Annotated in this window: 15 protein-coding genes; 7 read left to right on the top strand and 8 right to left on the bottom strand. The window is 63.5% G+C overall.

Annotated features, from left to right (window positions below):
* The first annotated feature begins 107 nt into the window (after window positions 1-107).
* From FJ964_RS13045 to FJ964_RS13055, 3 genes are all read left to right on the top strand, one after another.
* Window positions 108-977: a transglutaminase family protein gene (locus FJ964_RS13045; protein ID WP_140550760.1), complete on the top strand. Its 870-nt coding sequence runs from the start codon at window positions 108-110 to the stop codon at window positions 975-977.
* Between the two features lie 288 nt (window positions 978-1,265).
* A complete protein-coding gene (locus FJ964_RS13050; RefSeq protein ID WP_140550761.1) occupies window positions 1,266-2,744 on the top strand; it encodes a TadE/TadG family type IV pilus assembly protein in 1,479 nt (492 codons plus the stop codon).
* Between the two features lie 365 nt (window positions 2,745-3,109).
* The gene (locus FJ964_RS13055) at window positions 3,110-4,378 is read left to right on the top strand and encodes a cyclopropane-fatty-acyl-phospholipid synthase family protein (RefSeq protein ID WP_140550762.1); all 1,269 of its coding nucleotides are present in this window, start codon (window positions 3,110-3,112) and stop codon (window positions 4,376-4,378) included.
* A gap of 1 nt (window position 4,379) precedes the next feature.
* Here FJ964_RS13055 and FJ964_RS13060 read toward each other — a convergent pair whose 3' ends face one another.
* Window positions 4,380-5,120, bottom strand: a complete 741-nt coding sequence (locus FJ964_RS13060; RefSeq protein ID WP_140550763.1) for an MOSC domain-containing protein — start codon at window positions 5,118-5,120, stop codon at window positions 4,380-4,382.
* Window positions 5,121-5,128: 8 nt separating this feature from the next.
* The gene (gene acs, locus FJ964_RS13065) at window positions 5,129-7,084 is read right to left on the bottom strand and encodes an acetate--CoA ligase (RefSeq protein WP_140550764.1); all 1,956 of its coding nucleotides are present in this window, start codon (window positions 7,082-7,084) and stop codon (window positions 5,129-5,131) included.
* 302 nt (window positions 7,085-7,386) lie between these two features.
* Here acs and FJ964_RS13070 point away from each other — a divergent pair, with 302 nt between their 5' ends.
* Entirely contained in the window at window positions 7,387-7,659 is a 273-nt protein-coding gene (locus tag FJ964_RS13070) for an usg protein (protein WP_140492921.1), read from the top strand.
* 236 nt (window positions 7,660-7,895) lie between these two features.
* On the opposite strand, the gene FJ964_RS13080 is transcribed toward FJ964_RS13070, so the two are convergent.
* Together FJ964_RS13080 and FJ964_RS13085 are read right to left on the bottom strand one after the other, a co-directional pair.
* Window positions 7,896-8,930: an aldo/keto reductase gene (locus tag FJ964_RS13080; protein ID WP_140550766.1), complete on the bottom strand. Its 1,035-nt coding sequence runs from the start codon at window positions 8,928-8,930 to the stop codon at window positions 7,896-7,898.
* A gap of 77 nt (window positions 8,931-9,007) precedes the next feature.
* Window positions 9,008-10,189 (bottom strand): MFS transporter, encoded by a 1,182-nt coding sequence (locus FJ964_RS13085; RefSeq protein WP_140550767.1) that lies wholly within the window; start codon window positions 10,187-10,189, stop codon window positions 9,008-9,010.
* A gap of 124 nt (window positions 10,190-10,313) precedes the next feature.
* On the opposite strand from FJ964_RS13085, the gene FJ964_RS13090 reads away from it, so the two are divergent.
* Window positions 10,314-11,219, top strand: a complete 906-nt coding sequence (locus FJ964_RS13090) for a LysR family transcriptional regulator (protein WP_140550768.1) — start codon at window positions 10,314-10,316, stop codon at window positions 11,217-11,219.
* A 53-nt stretch (window positions 11,220-11,272) separates the two neighbouring features.
* On the opposite strand, the gene FJ964_RS13095 is transcribed toward FJ964_RS13090, so the two are convergent.
* The 4 genes from FJ964_RS13095 to FJ964_RS13110 form a co-directional block, all read right to left on the bottom strand.
* Window positions 11,273-12,322 carry an aldo/keto reductase gene (locus FJ964_RS13095; protein ID WP_140550769.1) on the bottom strand — a complete coding sequence of 350 codons (1,050 nt, stop codon included), beginning with the start codon at window positions 12,320-12,322 and terminating at the stop codon, window positions 11,273-11,275.
* Between the two features lie 126 nt (window positions 12,323-12,448).
* Window positions 12,449-12,850 carry a type II toxin-antitoxin system VapC family toxin gene (locus FJ964_RS13100; protein WP_140550770.1) on the bottom strand — a complete coding sequence of 134 codons (402 nt, stop codon included), beginning with the start codon at window positions 12,848-12,850 and terminating at the stop codon, window positions 12,449-12,451.
* Entirely contained in the window at window positions 12,850-13,104 is a 255-nt protein-coding gene (locus FJ964_RS13105; protein WP_113192000.1) for a type II toxin-antitoxin system Phd/YefM family antitoxin, read from the bottom strand. The genes FJ964_RS13100 and FJ964_RS13105 overlap by 1 nt, the downstream gene beginning before the upstream one ends.
* Before the next feature lie 90 nt (window positions 13,105-13,194).
* Window positions 13,195-13,857: a YggS family pyridoxal phosphate-dependent enzyme gene (locus FJ964_RS13110; protein WP_140550771.1), complete on the bottom strand. Its 663-nt coding sequence runs from the start codon at window positions 13,855-13,857 to the stop codon at window positions 13,195-13,197.
* 153 nt (window positions 13,858-14,010) lie between these two features.
* Between FJ964_RS13110 and leuS the strand changes: the two genes are divergently transcribed.
* Together leuS and lptE are read left to right on the top strand one after the other, a co-directional pair.
* Window positions 14,011-16,635 carry a leucine--tRNA ligase gene (leuS, locus tag FJ964_RS13115; RefSeq protein ID WP_140550772.1) on the top strand — a complete coding sequence of 875 codons (2,625 nt, stop codon included), beginning with the start codon at window positions 14,011-14,013 and terminating at the stop codon, window positions 16,633-16,635.
* On the top strand, window positions 16,622-17,200 hold the full coding sequence (gene lptE / locus FJ964_RS13120; protein WP_140550773.1) for an LPS assembly lipoprotein LptE: 579 nt from the start codon (window positions 16,622-16,624) through the stop codon (window positions 17,198-17,200). The genes leuS and lptE overlap by 14 nt, the downstream gene beginning before the upstream one ends.
* The last annotated feature ends 236 nt before the right edge of the window (window positions 17,201-17,436 follow it).

Genomic DNA, 17,436 nt, shown 5'->3' on the forward strand with positions numbered 1-17,436 from the left:
CCATTTCCCCTTTTCGGCCAGTCCCCTTTTCGGCAAGTCAGGGAACCGCGATCCGCCTCCGGCGTTTCAACTTCGCTGCTTTTCCACGACCATCGAAGGGGGACGCGATGCTGATTCGGCTCGGCTACGAAATGGCCATTGAATGCGCTGGAGCCACGCCGGTGATTTCGCTGCTCGAGATCCACAGGGACAGGCAGGCCGATATCAAGCGGCAGACCCGCGTGCTGACGTCGCCCGCGGTTTCGACCAAGCTCTACAGCGATCTGCATGGCAATTCGTGCCGTCGCTTTACCGCGCCCGCCGGCACCTTTCGCATCCTCTACGACGCGGTGGTCGAGGACAGCGGCGAGGCGGACGAGGTCAACACGCTGGCGCGCGAGGTGCCGGTGGCGGAGTTGCCCGACGAGGTGCTGTTCTATCTGCTGGGCAGCCGCTATTGCGAGACCGATCACCTGAGCCAGCTTGCCTGGGAACTTTTCGGTCGTTTGCCGTCCGGCTGGGCGCGGGTGCAGGCGATCGTCGACTATGTCCACAACCGCCTGTCCTTCGGCTATGGCTATGCCCGCTCGACCCGCACCGCGGCGCAGGCGCATGAGGAGCAGGTCGGCGTCTGCCGAGACTTCGCCCATCTGGCGATCACGCTCTGCCGCTGCATGAACATTCCGGCACGCTATGTGAACGGCTATCTCGGCGATATCGGCGTGCCGGCCGATCCGGCGCCGATGGACTTCTCTGCCTGGATGGAGGTGTTTCTCGACGGCAAGTGGTACACGTTCGACCCCCGCCACAATGTTCCGAGGATCGGCCGCATCGTCATCGCGCGCGGACGCGATGCCACCGACGTGCCGTTGCTGCACAGTTTCGGCCCGCACCGGCTCAGCCTGTTCAAGGTATGGACCTACGAACAGGAGAACAATCTGTTCAACCCGCCCTACCACGCCATCGACAGGACGGTCACCGCGCAGATGCTGGCCTGACCCGTTTCCATGCACCCGCATACTGCCTCGCTCTGGCACAGGTGCCGCTGTGCCGTGGCGGGACACGGCCGCGGGCCCTGTACCGCGACATGCAGGATCTTGGTAAGCGCTTCGTAAATGCCGCCAAACGCAGCATCGGCGTTTACCGGTCATTTACCTTTCCATTCTTGAAAGCGAAGCAAAAACAACAATCTAGTCCCTGGTGCGCGGCCGCTGACCGCGCCCGGCCGGAATCCTGCATCGATCCGTTTGCCCGGCGACGAGGCCGGGGCGAGCGGAGAGAGAACGATGCGGATTTTCGGGGGTCTTGTGGCCGCGGCCGGCGACTTTGCCAGGCATAGTGGCGGAAATTTCGCCATCCTGTTCGGATTCGCCGTCTCGGTCTTGGCGCTCGGCGTCGGCTTCACCGTCAACATCACCCAGCTCTACAGCGCCAAATCGAGTCTTCAGGGCGTGGTCGACGCCGCGGTGACGTCGACGGCGCGGGACCTGACGACCGGCGTGATCAAGGAGGCCGACGCCAACAAATCGGTGCAGGCCTTCCTCGACGCCAACAGCACGGCCGGCATCCTGCAAGCCAACCAGATCGTGCTCGACAGGCTGACGGTCAACAGGACCGCCAGGACGGTGCAGGCGGACGCCCATGTCGACGTCGCCTTCTATTTCCCGCTGTTCGGCACGAGGGACATGCAGCGCGTCCCCGCCTCGACCACGGCGCTCTATTCGGACAAGCAGATCGAGGTGGCCATGATGCTCGACATCACGGGCTCGATGGCGAAGCGGGGCAAGGTCGACAAGATCGGCGATCTGAAAGCAGCAGCGAAAAACGCCGTTCAGACGATGCTCCAGAACCAGGATCCGAAGACCCCCCGCATCCGCGTCGCGATTGTGCCTTACGCGTCCGGCGTGAACGCCGGCAAGCTGGCGGAAAACGTCTATGCCGAGAAGCCGGCGAGCTCTGAGTTGCCACCCGTGGCCGGCAGTTCGCTTCTCGTCGCCAAGACGGGCAAAACTCTGCTGCCGTCCTTCACCGACTATATCTCCATTGTTGGCGCGGCGATGCCACGCCCCGATAATTGCGCCACGGAGCGCAAGGACAAAAATGGCGATGCGGATTTAAGCGCCGACGGCCCAGATGCTGTTCGCACGGACAAGAACGGCAAGAAGTACTACGCCCTGGTCAACCGGGATGATCATCTCGATGGCGAGGGAATGAACAAGTGTCCCGATGCGGAAGTGATCCCGCTGACCGCCGATTCCGGCGCATTGCTTGATTCGATCGACGACTTCCAGGCTGACGGCTACACCGCCGGCGCGATCGCCATTCAGTGGACCTATTATATGCTGTCGCCGCAATGGCGCGCTGCGATCAAGAATGCCGGCCTCGGCAACGGCGCCTCGGACGTCAACGCGAAGAAGATCGCCAAGGTCGCGATCCTGATGACCGATGGCCAGTTCAATACCGCCTTCGCCGGTGCCAGGGGCCGCTACAACAGCCAGGGAAATCTTGCGCGCGGCAACGCCGAAACGCTGTGCGGCAACATGAAAAATGACGGCATCGAGATTTTCACCATCGGCTTCGACCTGAACAACAAGGACATGTCGGCAACCGAGCGGGATCAGGCAAAGGCGGTGCTGAAGGACTGTTCGTCGAAAGATGCCTCCACCGCTCAAAAACATTATTTCGAGGTGTCGACCGGGGTGGAATTGGACGCCGCCTTTCAGGAAATCATCCGCAACACCGAAAAGGTCGCGCTGACGCAGTAACCCGCACAAGGAAAAGGCCGCCGCTTCTTTCGAAGCCGGCGGCCTTCCGTGTTTCCGTCCATGGCGCGGCTCCTGGCGGCAACCCGAGGGGTCGCCCGCCGCGCATCTCGCGCCTTAACGGGAAGACTGCTTCCCGAAAGTGCAATCCGCGGAGGCCACGTTCTGGAAAACGAAATCACTCGACATCGGATCACCTCCTTTCAGTTTGTTGAACACGCACTGATGATGGGGTGCGTTGCAGCAAAAGACAAGACGCCGAATGGAAAAAGACGTTTTCCCGGCTTGGCCCCGCCCTTTCGTGCAATCGGGTTGCGGCCAGCGGTTCAAGCGGACAAGATCGGCCTACCGAAACGAAGGGGGAGGGCATGGACGCTACCGAAAGAGCAGCACGCATCGTTCGCACGGTCGTCGAGGCATTGAAGCCGGGCTTTGCCGTCAGGCTTTGGACCGGCGAGCGCATCGGTCCGGCCGGCGGCCCGGTGCTTGCCATCAACGACCAGGACATCGTCTGGCAACTGGCCCGCCGGCCAAATTTCTCGACGCTGGTCGAGATGTGGATTTCCAAGGCGGTCGATGTGGAGGAGGGGTCGCTGTTCGACTTCTACGCCTTGCCTTCGCAAGGCAAGCTGCGGACGAAGCTGAAGTCATTGCCGAGGCTGGCGATCCTGCGTGACCTGCCGGCTGTGCTGTTTTCAAGGAAACAGATGACGGCGCGAGCCGACCTTTCGGGGCGCAATCCCTTCGTCAGCGGTTCGAGCCAGGAAGCGATCCAGCACCATTATGACATTTCGAACGCGTTCTATCAGCTCTTCCTCGACGAGCGCATGGTCTACAGCTGCGGCTACTTCAAGGATTTCGCCAACAGCATTGATCAAGCGCAGGTCGACAAGCTCGACCATATCTGCCGCAAGCTGCGGCTGAAACCTGGCGACAGACTGCTCGACATCGGCTGCGGCTGGGGAGCGATGCTCATCCATGCGGCGAAGAACTATGGCGTTGTCGGCCACGGTGTCTCGCTGTCGGACGCACAGACTAACCTCGCCCGCGAACGCATTCGCGCCCAGGGTCTGGAAGACCGGATCACCATCGAGATAAAATCCTATGCCGAGCTCACCGGAAGCTTCGACAAGATATCCTCGATCGGCATGTTCGAGCATCTGGGGCTGGCCAATCACGCCACCTATTTCTCGACCGTCCATCGCCTGCTCAAACCGGGCGGCATCTATCTGCATCATGCCATCACCAGGCGCAGCAAGGGCGATCTGAAAAAGACCCTGCGCAAGGGTCCGGAATACAAGGCGCTGATCAAATACATCTTCCCCGGCGGTGAACTCGACACGATCGGAATGACGTGTGGCAACCTCGAAGCACATGGCTTCCTCGTCCACGACGTCGAGAATTTACGCGAGCACTACGCCCGCACCTGCCGGCTATGGGCCGAGCGCCTGCATGCGCGCTTCGACGAGGCCATCGCGGAAGTGGGAGAGGCCAGGGCACGGTTGTGGCTGCTCTATCTTACCGGCTGTTCGATTACCTTCGAACGCGCCTCGGCGCAGATTTTCCAGACGGTCGCCACCAAGCGGACGCGAGGCCCGAGCGGCCTGCCGCCGACGCGGGCGGACCTTTACCGGTAGTTCAGGCGAATCGCATCCCGTCGCCGACCTTGACGCTGGCCGCGCGGTCGACGGTGCAGTAGACGCCGAGATTGTGCGCGTTATGACGTACCAGATTGCGCAGGATCGCCGGGTCGTTGGCGAAACCGTCCTGGGCGATGATGGTGAAGCCGCAGCGGCGGCACGGCTCGGAGATGGTCAACAGCAGGTCGCCGACGGCGAGCTTCCTGCCGATCCATTCGGTTTCGGGAAAAGTGCCTTCGACCGCCGCCATGTCGACCACGATGTTGGGACGGAAGCGGCGTGAGTCGGGAGTGCCTTGCGGATGCAGCGCCTTCAGGCGGGCCAGGGAGGCGGTGGTCAACAGGTGGATCGGCGCCTTGCGGTAGCGCGCCTCCGTCAACGGGCCGGCATAGGCCGGCGGGGCGTTCTCCAGGCCGAACGGACGGATCGAGGCTGGAAAGCCGAGATAGTCGGAAACGGCGCGGTCGCTTTCGGTGCCGGGCGCCGCCAGCCAATCTGCGCCGGGAATCGCGATTTCGAGCCTGCGGTCGTCCGTCAGCCGGGTGCGGATGCGCGGCACCTTGTGCCACTTCGGCTCGCGATCGGGCCGGGCGATCTCATTGTCGGAGGCATCGACCAGGCCGAACATACGGTCGCCCTCGATGCTATCGGTGCCGACCGCGATCGTCTCCAGGCGTTCGCCGGCGAGCGAACTCGCCGGATAGCGCCAGAGTTCGGCAACGCTGCCTATCACGGCCACGGCCGGCGTCAGCCTTTCTTGTTCTGGCGGTTGGCGACGAGATCGTCGACGACGGCCGGATCGGCAAGCGTCGAGGTATCGCCAAGGGCGCCGAAATCGTCCTCGGCAATCTTGCGCAGGATACGCCGCATGATCTTGCCCGAGCGGGTCTTGGGCAGGCCCGGTGCGAACTGGATCTTGTCGGGCGTGGCAATGGCGCCGATCTCCTTGCGGACATGGGCGAGGAGCTCCTTGCGCAAATCCTCGCTCGGCGTCTCGCCGGCCATCAGCGTGACGTAGCAGTAGATGCCCTGGCCCTTGATGTCGTGCGGATAACCGACGACGGCGGCTTCCGAAACCTTGTCGTGGCTGACCAATGCGGATTCGACCTCTGCCGTGCCCATGCGATGGCCGGAGACGTTGATGACGTCGTCGACGCGGCCGGTGATCCAGTAATAGCCGTCGGCATCGCGGCGGCAGCCGTCGCCAGTAAAGTACTTGCCCTTGTAGGTCGAAAAATAGGTCTGCACGAAGCGGTCGTGATCGCCATAGACGGTGCGCATCTGGCCGGGCCAGGACTCGGTGATGCACAGATTGCCGTCGGCGGCTCCTTCAAGCACCGTGCCCTCGCCGTCGACCAGTTGCGGCTTGACACCGAAGAAGGGCCGCGTGGCCGAGCCAGCCTTGAGGTCGGTGGCGCCCGGCAGCGGCGTGATCATGATGCCGCCGGTCTCGGTCTGCCACCAGGTGTCGACGATCGGTACCTTGGCGTTGCCGACGACGTTGAAATACCACTCCCATGCCTCCGGATTGATCGGTTCGCCGACCGAGCCCAGCACGCGCAGCGATTTGCGCGACGCCTTTTTCACATGGTTGTCGCCGGCGCCCATCAGGGCGCGCAGCGCCGTCGGCGCGGTGTAGAAGATGTTGACCTGGTGCTTGTCGATGACTTCCCAGAAGCGCGACTGCGAGGGGTAGTTGGGCACGCCCTCGAACATCAGCGTGGTGGCGCCGTTGGCGAGCGGCCCGTAGACGATGTAGCTGTGGCCGGTGACCCAGCCGACATCGGCGGTGCACCAGTAGATGTCGCCGTCATGATAGTCGAAGACATATTGGTGCGTCATCGAGACGTAGACGAGATAACCGGCCGTGGTGTGCAGCACGCCTTTCGGCTTGCCGGTCGAACCCGACGTATAGAGGATGAACAGCGGATCCTCCGCCTTCATCTTCTCCGGCTTGCACTCAGCCTTAACGGTCGCGGCCTCTTCGTGGTACCAGACGTCGCGACCCGGCGCCCAGCCGATCTTGCCGCCGGTGCGGCGAACCACCACCACCTTTTCGACCCTGGTACCGGCTTTTGCCGCGATCTCGATTGCCTTGTCGGTGTTCTCCTTCAACGGGATCGGCTTGCCGCCACGCAGGCCCTCGTCAGCGGTGATGACGATGGTCGACTTGCAATCGTCGATGCGGCCGGCGAGCGCGTCCGGCGAAAAGCCGCCGAAGACGACCGAGTGGATGGCGCCGATACGCGTGCAGGCAAGCATCGCATAGGCCGCTTCCGGGATCATGGGCATATAGAGGGTGACGCGGTCGCCCTTCTTGACGCCGTGCTTCTTCAGCACGTTGGCGAAGCGGCAGACATGCGCATAGAGCTCATTGTAGGTGATCTTACGGTCGTCGTAGGGGTTGTCGCCTTCCCAGATGATGGCGGTCTGGTCGCCGCGCTTCTTCAGGTGGCGGTCGATGCAGTTGTAGGAAACGTTGGTCTGGCCGTCCTCGAACCATTTGATCGAGACCTTGCCGTCGAAGGAGGCGTTCCTGACCTTGGAGAACGGTTTGAACCAGTCGATGCGCTTGCCGTGCTTGCCCCAGAACCTGTCCGGATTCTTCACGCTGTCGGCGTACCATTTGAGATAGGTGTCGTTGTCGATCAGCGCATTCTTCTTCCAGGCCGGCTGAACGCGGTGGACATGAATCTCGGACATTCCTGCTTTTCCTCCCGAAACCGACGCCGGCTTGAAACGCCGGCGGGATCGCGGCGACGCGGCCGCGAATTCGCGCGCATTATTAACAGTTCCGCGATGACGGCAACATTAGACGTTGGGTTTGCGCGGCGGGATGCCGCATATGGGCTCGCGGCTGCTGTCAGCACTTGCACCGGACGGCTGCTAACTTCATGTTTTCGCGGGCTAAAGCCGGTTTCGATCAAGAAAAAATCAATAGACGGTTAAGCAACCGCGCGCACAATCCATGGTGGGAGGAAGGAGAATCAACCCGGGGAGCAAAAATGCGCGACCAGCTTGAAATGGACCTGATGCTGAGGGGCTATGGCCTGACTACGGCCAATATCCTTTATCATTTCCCAGACCATCCGCATCTCTTGCAGAGCTTCATATGGCAGGACTACGACATCGCGCCGAAGTTTCCGGTGCTGATCCGCTTCATCGAGTTCTGGAAGACCAAGCTCGAGGGGCCGTTGCATTCGGTCAGCTACACGCACCAGAAGCTCATCGCGCCCAACGAGTGGCGCAAGGTCGACGGCGAGTTCGTGCTGCATTAGGGCCAACGTAGGGAAGGCCGTTGAGGTAAACGCCCTACGGCGCCCCCCTCTGCCCTGCCGGGCATCTCCCCCACATGGGGGGAGATCGGCAGCATCGCTGATGGCGCCATCCTTTTACGCTGGAGATTGGCGAAAGCCGAAGTGACATCCAATCCCACTCCTCGTGGGGGAGATGCCCGGCAGGACAGAGGGGGGCGCTGTCCCGCGAACCCTATCCCGGCAGCGACCTTTCGCAATCACACCGCCGGCGGGTTGAGCCGGGCAAAGCCTTCCTGCCGCCGATAAGGGAAGTACGGATAGGGCGCGGTGACTTCGCTTGCCGCGTCGAGTTTCCCGATCTGCTCCGGCGTCAGCGCCCAGCCGACGGCGCCGAGATTCTGGCGCAATTGCTCCTCGTTGCGGGCGCCGATGATGACGGACGACACGGTCGGGCGCTGCAACAGCCAGTTGATGGCGATCTGCGGCACGGTCTTGCCGGTTTCCTGCGCCACCGCATCTAGGGCCTCTACGACCCGGTAGAGGTGCTCGTCCCCGACCGGCGGTCCGAAGCTCGCGGTGTCGTGCAGCCGGCTTTTGTCGGGCAATGGCTGTCCGCGGCGGATCTTGCCGGTGAGACGGCCCCAGCCGAGCGGGCTCCAGACCAGCGCGCCGACGCCCTGATCGAGGCCGAGCGGCATCAACTCCCATTCATAGTCGCGGCCGACCAGCGAATAATAGACCTGATGCGCGACATAGCGCGGATAGCCGTGCCTGTCGGCCAGCCCGAGCGACTTCATCACTTGCCAGCCGGAGAAATTGGAGACGCCGACATAGCGCAATTTGCCGGCGCGCACGAGGCCGTCCAGCGTCGACAGCACTTCCTCGATCGGCGTGCCGGCATCGAAGGCGTGCAGCTGCAACAGGTCGATGTAATCGGTGCCGAGCCGGTTCAGAGCGGCGTCGACGGCCTTGATCAGCCGCGAACGCGAGGAACCATAGTCGGCCGGTCCGTCGCCCATCGGCAGCGAGGTCTTGGTCGAGATCAGCACGGCATCGCGCCGGCCCTTGATGGCCTCGCCGAGCACGTCTTCCGAGGCACCGTTCGAATAGACGTCGGCGGTGTCGAACAGATTGACGCCGGCCTCGAGGCAGATGTCGACCAGCCGCCGCGCTTCCCTGGCGTCGCTGTTGCCCCAGGCGCCGAACAGCGGGCCGGAACCGCCGAAGGTTCCCGCTCCGAACGAGAGCACAGGCACTCTGAGGCCCGATGCGCCAAGATTTCGATAGTCCATTTTCTTACTCCTTGTGATTTTGAAAGAGGCGGGTGGTTTGGACAGAGGTCGAACTGTTCCGGCTTGGCCGGCGAGCTTCACGACCGGACGCAGACAGGCGCGCCGAGCGCGGTGCCGCGGTCGAGACGCAGGGCCAGTCCCGCCACGGCGAGTGCCGCGACCGGCAGCAGCGCGGCGACCCAGGTGAGCGAACCCAGGCCAAGACCTTGCGCGATGACCGCGCCGCCGAGCCAGGCGCCGGCGGCGTTGCCGAGGTTGAAGGCGGCGATGTTGAAGGACGAGGCAAGGCTCTGGCCAGCACCTTGTGCCTTTTCCAGCACCCACATCTGCAAAGGCGCCACAGTGGCGAAAGCGGCGGCGCCCAGCAGGCCGACATAGATCACGGCCAACACCTGGCTGTGTATAGCGACGCTCATGGTCGCCAGCACCAGGGCGAGCACCACGAGACTGCCGAGCACCGCCGGCACCAGCCAGCGGTCGGCGATCTTGCCGCCGGCGATATTGCCGGCGATGAGGCCGCCGCCGAAGACGAGCAGGATCGGCGAAACGGCCGCTTCCTTGAAGCCGCTGATCTCGGTCAACAATGGCGCGATGTAGGTGAAGACGGCGAAGACGCCGGCATAGCCGAGAACGGTGGTGGCGAAGCCGAGCAGAACCGGCGTGCGGCGCAGCACGGCGAGATCGGCGCGCAGGTCGCTCTTCTCCGGAGCTGTCCGATTGCGCGGCACCAGTGCCAGGATGACGGCAAAGGCCGCGAGACCGACCGCGGTCACCGCCCAGAAGGTGGCGCGCCAACCGAAAGCCTGGCCGAGCCAGGTGCCGAAGGGAACGCCGAGAATGTTGGCGATGGTCAGGCCGGTGAACATGAGCGCGATCGCCGACGCCTTCTTGTTGGGCGCGACGAGTCCGGTGGCAACCACGGAGCCGACGCCGAAGAAGGTGCCATGGGCAAAGGCGGTGATGACGCGCGCGCCCATCAGCGTCCAATAATCAGGCGCCAGCGCACAGGCCAGATTGCCAATGGTGAAGATCGCCATCAGCGCCAGAAGCACGGTCTTGCGCGGCCAGTTGCCGGTGGCGATCGTCAGCAGAGGCGCGCCGATGACGACGCCCAGCGCATAGCCGGAAATCAGTTGGCCGGCGGCCGAGATCGAGACGCCGAGATCCTTGCTGACGTCGATGAGCAGGCCCATGATGACGAATTCGGTGACGCCGATGCCGAAGGCGCCGGCGGCGAGAGCATAAAGAGCGAGAGGCATGATGTTTCCACTTCGGCGGTGACGGGCGCCCTGTCCAGGCAGCGCCCCGACCGGGAAGATCGTGTCGCCATGCGAGGTGAACCAGACTTGCTCCAGGCATACTTTCTGTGAAATAGATTCACAGATGGCGAGATCCGACATCAACCGTTCCGGCGAGACCGAAGTGTTTGTGCGCGTCGTCGAGGCGGGCAGCTTTTCGGCGGCGGCACGTGCTTTGCGCATGACCCCGTCCGCGGTGAGCAAATTGATCGCGCGGCTGGAGGCCAGGCTCGGCGCGCGGCTGGTCAGCCGCTCGACGCGCAAGCTGCAATTGACGCCGGAAGGCGCTGCTTTCTACGACAGCGGCATGCGCATCCTCGCCGACATCGACGCAGCCGAGCGCGAGGCGGCCGCGGGAGCCGCGCCGCGCGGCCGGCTGAAGGTCAACAGCTACGTGCCGTTCGGCCACCACCGGCTGATGTCGCTGCTGCCGCGGTTTCTGGAGCGTTATCCCGAGATTTCCGTCGACGCCGTGCTGACCGACAGTGTGATCGACCTTCTGGAGGAGCGCGCCGATGTGGCGATACGCGCCGGGCCCTTGCGCGAGTCGCGGCTGGTGGCGCGCAAATTGGGGCAGAGCCGGATGGTGCTGGTGGCAGCACCATCCTATGTCGAAGCGCGTGGGACGCCGCGCACGCTGGCCGATCTCGGACGTCACAATATGCTGGCCTTCGGCTTCGCGCGGCATATTGACGGCTGGCCTTTCGTCGATGCGGCAGGTGCGCCGGTCATCGTCCCGGTTATCGGAAACACAACGCTGACCGACGGCGAGGCGATGCGGCGAATGGCGCTGGCGGGAGGCGGAATCGCTCGGCTGGCGCGCTGGCATGTCCAGCCGGACATCGACGCCGGGGCATTCGTCCCGTTGCTGGAGGAATTCAACCCAGGCGACGAGGAGGCCACCCATGCCGTCTATGTCGGCCAGGGCAAGCATCTGCCGGCGCGGGTGCGGGCCTTTCTCGATTTTCTCTCGGAGGCCGTTCGTCTCTAACTGAGAAGCCGCGTACCTAAGGCACGCGGCTTCGAAGCGGGCTCGAAAAACGATCAGGCCTTCGGCACGAAGGGCGCCGGACGCCGGCCGGCGGCCTGCCGCTCCAGCATCCAGCCAGGATATTCGGCCGGCAGCGCGCTGACCTCGTCCAGTTTGGCGAGATCATCGGTATCAAGTTTGAGGTTCGTGGCGGCAAGGTTCTGTTCGAGCTGATCCATGCGGCTGGCGCCGATGATCACGCTCATCACGAAGGGCTTGGCCAGGACATAGCCGAGCGCCACGGTAGCGACGCTGACGTCATGCTTTTTGGCGATCTCGCGCATGACCGCGACCGCCGCCCAGGCGCGGTCCTCGTTGACCGGTGGGAAGTTGAAGGAGGCGCGACGCCCCTCGCCATTGCCGGGCGCACCGGGGCCGTATTTTCCGGACAGCAGGCCGCCGGCCATTGGCGACCAGACCATCAGGCCGAGCTTCTCTTCGTTGATCAGCGGCACGATCTCGCGCTCGAGATCGCGGCCGGCGATCGAGTAATAGGACTGGATGGTCTCGAAACGGGCAAAGCCCTTGCGGTCGGCGATGCCGAGCGCCTTGGCGATGCGCCAGGCCTGCCAGTTGGACACGCCGACATAGCGGACCTTGCCGCTGGCAATGAGATCCTCCAGCGCCCGCAGCGTCTCGTCGATCGGCGTCACCGCGTCGGTTCCGTGCAGCTGATAGAGATCGATGTGATCGAGCTGCAGCCGCTGGAGGCTCGCATCGACCGAATCCATGATGTGGCCGCGCGAGGAGCCGCGCTGGTTCGGGCCCTCGCCCATGGCGCCGTGGACCTTGGTGGCGACGACCACGCTCGACCTGGCAACGCCGAGGTCCCTGAGCGACTGACCGAGCAGGCGCTCGGATTCGCCGAACGAATAGACATCGGCCGTGTCGAAGAAATTGACGCCGGCAGCAAGCGAGCGGCCGACTATCTCGTTGACGCCTTTCTGGTCGAGGCTGGCGATCAGGCCCCATTGGGCATTCTGGCCGGCGGCGCCGAAGGTCATGGTGCCGAGGCAGAGTTCAGAGACAAACATCCCCGTATTTCCAAGCTGGTTGTAACGCATGGCGAAGGCTCCAGAGATTTGTGATGGCACAAAACAAATAGGAACGGTGCGTTTCGTTTCCAGCGCTGGCGCAATGATGACCTTGGAAGTGGCCCAAGGGCATGGGTGTTCAGGTGATGGGGTCGGCTAGTCGTCCCAGGGATTGAGCACCGTCACACCTGTATCATCGAAATCGCTGACGTTTCGCGTCACCAGAACGAGATCATGGACAAACGCGGTTGCCGCGATGAGCGTGTCCGCGCTGCCTCGTGTGCGGCCAGCGGTGATGCGGCCCCAAGCCAAAGCGACATCTTCCGTGACGGCAAGAATGCGGTCGGCATTGTCCCGGCGAAGCTCCCTGAGCCACAGATCGAGGCGCGTTGCCTTTTCGGAGTCGATCTTGCGTAGCTTGATGATCCCACGCTCGACCTCTCCGAGCGTAATGACGCTCAGGCTCACCGACGTCGGATCCACCGAAGCCAGCCATTCAGTTGGCTTGGGCAGCCGCCTCTGCACATCCGAAACGATGTTCGTGTCGAGCAGATACATCAGAGATCGACATCCCGGATCATCGTCTCCGAGCGGCGGTTGACCTCCTCGGCGAAATCATCGTCCCACACCGGGCCCGTCAAAAGATACTCGGCCAATGACTTTTTCTTCCCAGCCAGGCGGTCGTAATCCTCGGCGGAAAGCACCACTGCGGCACGCTCGCCGCGCAGCGTCACCGTCTGCGGTCCCTCGCTGCGCGCTCGTTGAACCACCTTGGAAAAATTGTTTTTTGCGTCCTGAAGGTGCCAGTTCATAGAATGCATCCGAGCTAGCTTGGCTAGATATAGCATTCGTCCGACGACGCGGCAAGGGATGCCGACAGGATGCTGTGTTGGTGCGGGGGACTAACGGCTGCCGAAGATCGCCGAACCAACCCTGACGCTGGTGGCACCGAAGGCGATGGCCGTTTCGTAATCGCCTGACATGCCCATCGACAGTTTGGCGACGCCTGCCTCCCGCGCCAATTTTTCCAGCAGGGCGAAATGCGGGCCGGGGTTTTCGTCCGCCGGCGGAATGCACATCAGGCCTTCGATGGCGAGGCCGTGAACATCGCGGCAGCGGGCGACGAAGGCGACGGCGTCGCGGGGCTCGATGCCGGCCTTCTGCGGCTCGGAGCCGGTGTTGACCTGGACGTAGAGTTTCGGTGCCCGGCCTTGCCGGTCGATCTCCTTGGCGAGTTCGGCGGAAATCTTCTCACGATCGACCGTCTCGATGACGTCGAACAGCGCCACGGCTTCCCTGGCCTTGTTCGATTGCAGCGGGCCGATCAGATGCAGTTCGATGTCGGGGAAAGCCTCTTTCAGCGCCGGCCACTTGCCCTGCGCTTCCTGCACCCGGTTCTCGCCGAAGACGCGCTGGCCGGCCTCGATGACGGGCCTGATTTCGGCGGCGTCAAAGGTCTTGGAAACGGCGACCAGCGTCACTGCGCCAGCGTCGCGCCGGGCTTCGCGCTCGGCGGCGGCGATCTTCGCCTTGACCGCTAAAAACTGCTGAACGGCATCGCCCATGTCCAAATCCCGCTGTTTTGACCGCGTTTTTTCCAGACGCGATACCCATATGGTTGACGGGTTTGCCAAACCATGGTGAACACCCGGACCACATCCAATGAACTGCCGAGCTGTCGCCCGCAGCCCGCATGCTTTTTAAGTGAAAAACGTCCCATGGCAACCGAACGATACAATCCGCGTGCGTCAGAGCCCAAATGGCAGAAAGCCTGGGCGGACAGGAAGCTTTTCGAGGCGCACAACGATGATCCGCGCCCGAAATACTACGTGCTGGAGATGTTCCCCTATCCGTCGGGGCGCATCCATATCGGGCATACGCGCAACTACACGATGGGTGACGTGGTGGCGCGCTACAAGCGGGCCAAGGGTTTCAACGTGCTGCATCCGATGGGCTGGGACGCCTTCGGCATGCCGGCCGAGAACGCGGCGATGCAGAACAAGGTCCATCCCAAGGAATGGACCTACCAGAACATCGCCACCATGCGCGAGCAGCTCAAGGTCATGGGCCTGTCGCTGGACTGGGCGCGCGAATTCGCGACCTGCGATGTCGACTACTACCACCGCCAGCAGATGCTGTTCCTCGACTTTGTCGAGAAGGGCCTGGTGACGCGCAAATCCTCGAAGGTCAATTGGGATCCGGAGGACATGACGGTGCTCGCCAACGAGCAGGTCATCGACGGGCGCGGCTGGCGCTCGGGCGCGCTGGTCGAACAGCGCGAGCTGACGCAATGGTTCTTCAGGATAACCGACTTTGCGCAGGATCTTCTGGATTCGCTCGATCGCCTCGACGAATGGCCCGAGAAGGTCAAGCTGATGCAGCACAATTGGATCGGCCGTTCGGAAGGCCTGCTGATCCGCTGGCCGCTGGCGGCTTCCGTCGCCGGCGAGCAGGAGCTGGAAGTCTATACGACGAGGCCCGACACCATCTTCGGCGCCTCCTTCATGGCGGTCGCCGCCGACCATCCGCTGGCCCGGAAGGCTGCCGAGACCAATCCGGCGCTGGCGAGCTTCATCGACGAAGTCCGCCATATGGGCACTTCGGTGGCGGCGCTGGAGACGGCCGAGAAGAAGGGCTTCGACACCGGAATCCGTGTCGTGCATCCGTTCGACGAGAACTGGACGCTACCGGTCTACGTCGCCAATTTCGTGCTGATGGACTACGGCACCGGCGCCATCTTCGGCTGCCCGTCCGGCGACCAGCGCGACCTCGACTTCGCCAACAAATACGGCCTGCCGGTGATCCCGGTGGTGATGCCGGAAGGGGCTGATCCCAAGACCTTCCAGGTCATCGAGGAAGCCTATGTCGACGACGGCGTGATGATCAATTCGCGTTTCCTCGACGGCATGAAGCCGGCTCGCGCTTTCGACGAGGTGGCGAAGCTCTTGGAGCAGAAGACGATCGGCAACCGGCCGATGGCCGAACGCAAGGTCAACTTCCGCCTGCGCGACTGGGGCATTTCGCGCCAGCGCTACTGGGGCTGCCCGATTCCGATGATCCATTGCGAGGATTGCGGCGTGGTGCCGGTACCGAAGGCAGACCTGCCGGTGAAGCTGCCCGACGACGTCGAGTTCGACCGCCCAGGCAACCCGCTCGACCGCCACCCGACCTGGCGGCATGTCAAATGCCCGCAATGCGGCAAGGACGCGCGGCGCGAAACCGACACGATGGACACGTTCGTCGATTCGTCGTGGTATTTCGCCCGCTTCACCGCGCCCTGGGCGAACGAGCCGACCGACCCGAAGGCGGCGAACGAGTGGCTGGCTGTCGACCAGTATATTGGCGGCATCGAGCACGCGATCCTGCATCTGCTCTATTCGCGCTTCTTCACCCGGGCCATGCGCGAGACCGGCCATCTCGATCTGGCAGAGCCGTTCAAGGGCCTGTTCACGCAAGGCATGGTGGTGCACGAGACCTATCGCGTGGGGTCGGCATCGAACGGGCGCTGGCTGGCGCCGACCGAGGTGCGGCTGGAGGACGTCGACGGCAAGCGCCGCGCCATCGAGATCGCCACGGGCGAGACGGCGGAGATCGGCTCCCTGGAAAAGATGTCGAAGTCGAAGAAGAACACGGTCAGCCCGGAAGACATCACCGACGGCTACGGCGCCGACACCGCGCGCTGGTTCATGCTGTCGGATTCGCCGCCCGAACGCGACGTCGAATGGACCGACGATGGCGCCGCCGGCGCGCATCGCTTCATGCAGCGCATCTGGCGCCTGGTCTCTACCGCGGCCGAATCGCTGGCCGGGGTCAAGCCCGCGCCGGCTGACGGCGGTGGGGCGGGGGCGGTTTCGAAGGCCACGCACAAGATCCTGAAAGCGGTCGGCGAGGACATCGAGAAACTCGCATTCAACCGCGCCATCGCCCGCATCTACGAACTCGCCAACGTGCTGACCACGCCGCTCAACGACGTGGCCGAAGGCAAGGCCGATGCCGCGCTCAAAGGCGCCTGCCGGGAGGCCGTGGAGGTGCTCGTGCACCTGATCGCGCCGATCATGCCGCATCTGGCCGAAGAATGCTGGGAGGCGCTCGGCGGCGCCGATCTGGTCGCCGAACGGCCGTGGCCGATCTTCGATCCGGCGCTGGTCGTCGACAATGAGGTCACCTATCCGGTCCAGGTCAACGGCAAGAAGCGCGGGGATTTGACAATTGCCCGCGACGCGGACCAAGGTGCGGTCGAAAAAGCCGTGCTCGCCCTCGACTTCGTGCAGAAAGCGCTCGAAGGCAAGGCTCCGCGCAAGGTGATCATCGTGCCGCAGAGGATCGTCAATGTCGTTGCCTGATCGGGAAAAGACAGAGCTGAGCCGTTTGCTGCGCCGTATCGCGCTTGCCGGCCTTGTCGGCTCGCTTGCGCTCGTTTCGGCCTGCCAAGTGCGGCCGCTCTACTCGAGCGCGCCGCTGTCGACCGGCTCGAGCGCCAATGCCGAACTGGCATCGATCGCCGTCAAGCCGGTCGGGACGCGTTACGGCCAGCAGGTGCGCAACAACCTGATCTTCGGGTTTGGGCGCGGCGCCGGCGAACCGGCCTCTCCGGCCTACTCGCTCGATCTCGGCGTGACCGAAGCCGTTGAATCCTCGGCGCTCGTGCAGGTCGGAACCGATCAGGACGAGCCGACCGCCGGTTCGGTGACGCTGACCGCCGGCTACACGCTGACCGATGCCAAAACCGGCGCGGTGATCGCGACCGGCAGGCGGGCGATCACCTCGTCCTTCGACAGGCCGCGCCAGGAATTCGCCGCGTACCGGGCACAGATCGATGCCGAGAACCGCGCCGCGCGCGAGCTCGCCAACGCGCTGCAACTGTCCATAGCCCAGGATCTCGCACGGCACGGCAAGACGGCCGGTTAGCGCCGCTCTTCGTTTACGGTAACATCGCGATCTGGTGCCTGGGCCGCCTTTGCCACGTCTCCGGAGCCAAATCTTCGCTCGCCTTTGGCCGAGGCGCGCGGGTGAGTGCACGATCGTGGGATGACGATCAGCCGCACGCATCCGGTCGTCCGACACCGCTGCGAAAGTCACGCTTCGCCGCTCCGGAGGGGCCGACGGGAAGCAACTGTTAACCACTCGCTCTCTATTGCTCAACA

It is taken from the genome of Mesorhizobium sp. B2-3-2, from assembly GCF_006442295.1.
Lineage (GTDB): Bacteria > Pseudomonadota > Alphaproteobacteria > Rhizobiales > Rhizobiaceae > Mesorhizobium.

What these genes read in the sequence shown, in the direction of transcription:
- FJ964_RS13045 (WP_140550760.1), top strand. Translation starts at nt 108, where the DNA reads ATGCTGATTCGGCTCGGCTACGAAATGGCCATTGAATGCGCTGGAGCC.
- FJ964_RS13050 (WP_140550761.1), top strand. Translation starts at nt 1,266, where the DNA reads ATGCGGATTTTCGGGGGTCTTGTGGCCGCGGCCGGCGACTTTGCCAGG.
- FJ964_RS13055 (WP_140550762.1), top strand. Translation starts at nt 3,110, where the DNA reads ATGGACGCTACCGAAAGAGCAGCACGCATCGTTCGCACGGTCGTCGAG.
- acs (WP_140550764.1), bottom strand. Translation starts at nt 7,084, where the DNA reads ATGTCCGAGATTCATGTCCACCGCGTTCAGCCGGCCTGGAAGAAGAAT.
- FJ964_RS13070 (WP_140492921.1), top strand. Translation starts at nt 7,387, where the DNA reads ATGCGCGACCAGCTTGAAATGGACCTGATGCTGAGGGGCTATGGCCTG.
- FJ964_RS13080 (WP_140550766.1), bottom strand. Translation starts at nt 8,930, where the DNA reads ATGGACTATCGAAATCTTGGCGCATCGGGCCTCAGAGTGCCTGTGCTC.
- FJ964_RS13085 (WP_140550767.1), bottom strand. Translation starts at nt 10,189, where the DNA reads ATGCCTCTCGCTCTTTATGCTCTCGCCGCCGGCGCCTTCGGCATCGGC.
- FJ964_RS13090 (WP_140550768.1), top strand. Translation starts at nt 10,314, where the DNA reads ATGGCGAGATCCGACATCAACCGTTCCGGCGAGACCGAAGTGTTTGTG.
- FJ964_RS13095 (WP_140550769.1), bottom strand. Translation starts at nt 12,322, where the DNA reads ATGCGTTACAACCAGCTTGGAAATACGGGGATGTTTGTCTCTGAACTC.
- FJ964_RS13100 (WP_140550770.1), bottom strand. Translation starts at nt 12,850, where the DNA reads ATGTATCTGCTCGACACGAACATCGTTTCGGATGTGCAGAGGCGGCTG.
- FJ964_RS13105 (WP_113192000.1), bottom strand. Translation starts at nt 13,104, where the DNA reads ATGAACTGGCACCTTCAGGACGCAAAAAACAATTTTTCCAAGGTGGTT.
- FJ964_RS13110 (WP_140550771.1), bottom strand. Translation starts at nt 13,857, where the DNA reads ATGGGCGATGCCGTTCAGCAGTTTTTAGCGGTCAAGGCGAAGATCGCC.
- leuS (WP_140550772.1), top strand. Translation starts at nt 14,011, where the DNA reads ATGGCAACCGAACGATACAATCCGCGTGCGTCAGAGCCCAAATGGCAG.
- lptE (WP_140550773.1), top strand. Translation starts at nt 16,622, where the DNA reads ATGTCGTTGCCTGATCGGGAAAAGACAGAGCTGAGCCGTTTGCTGCGC.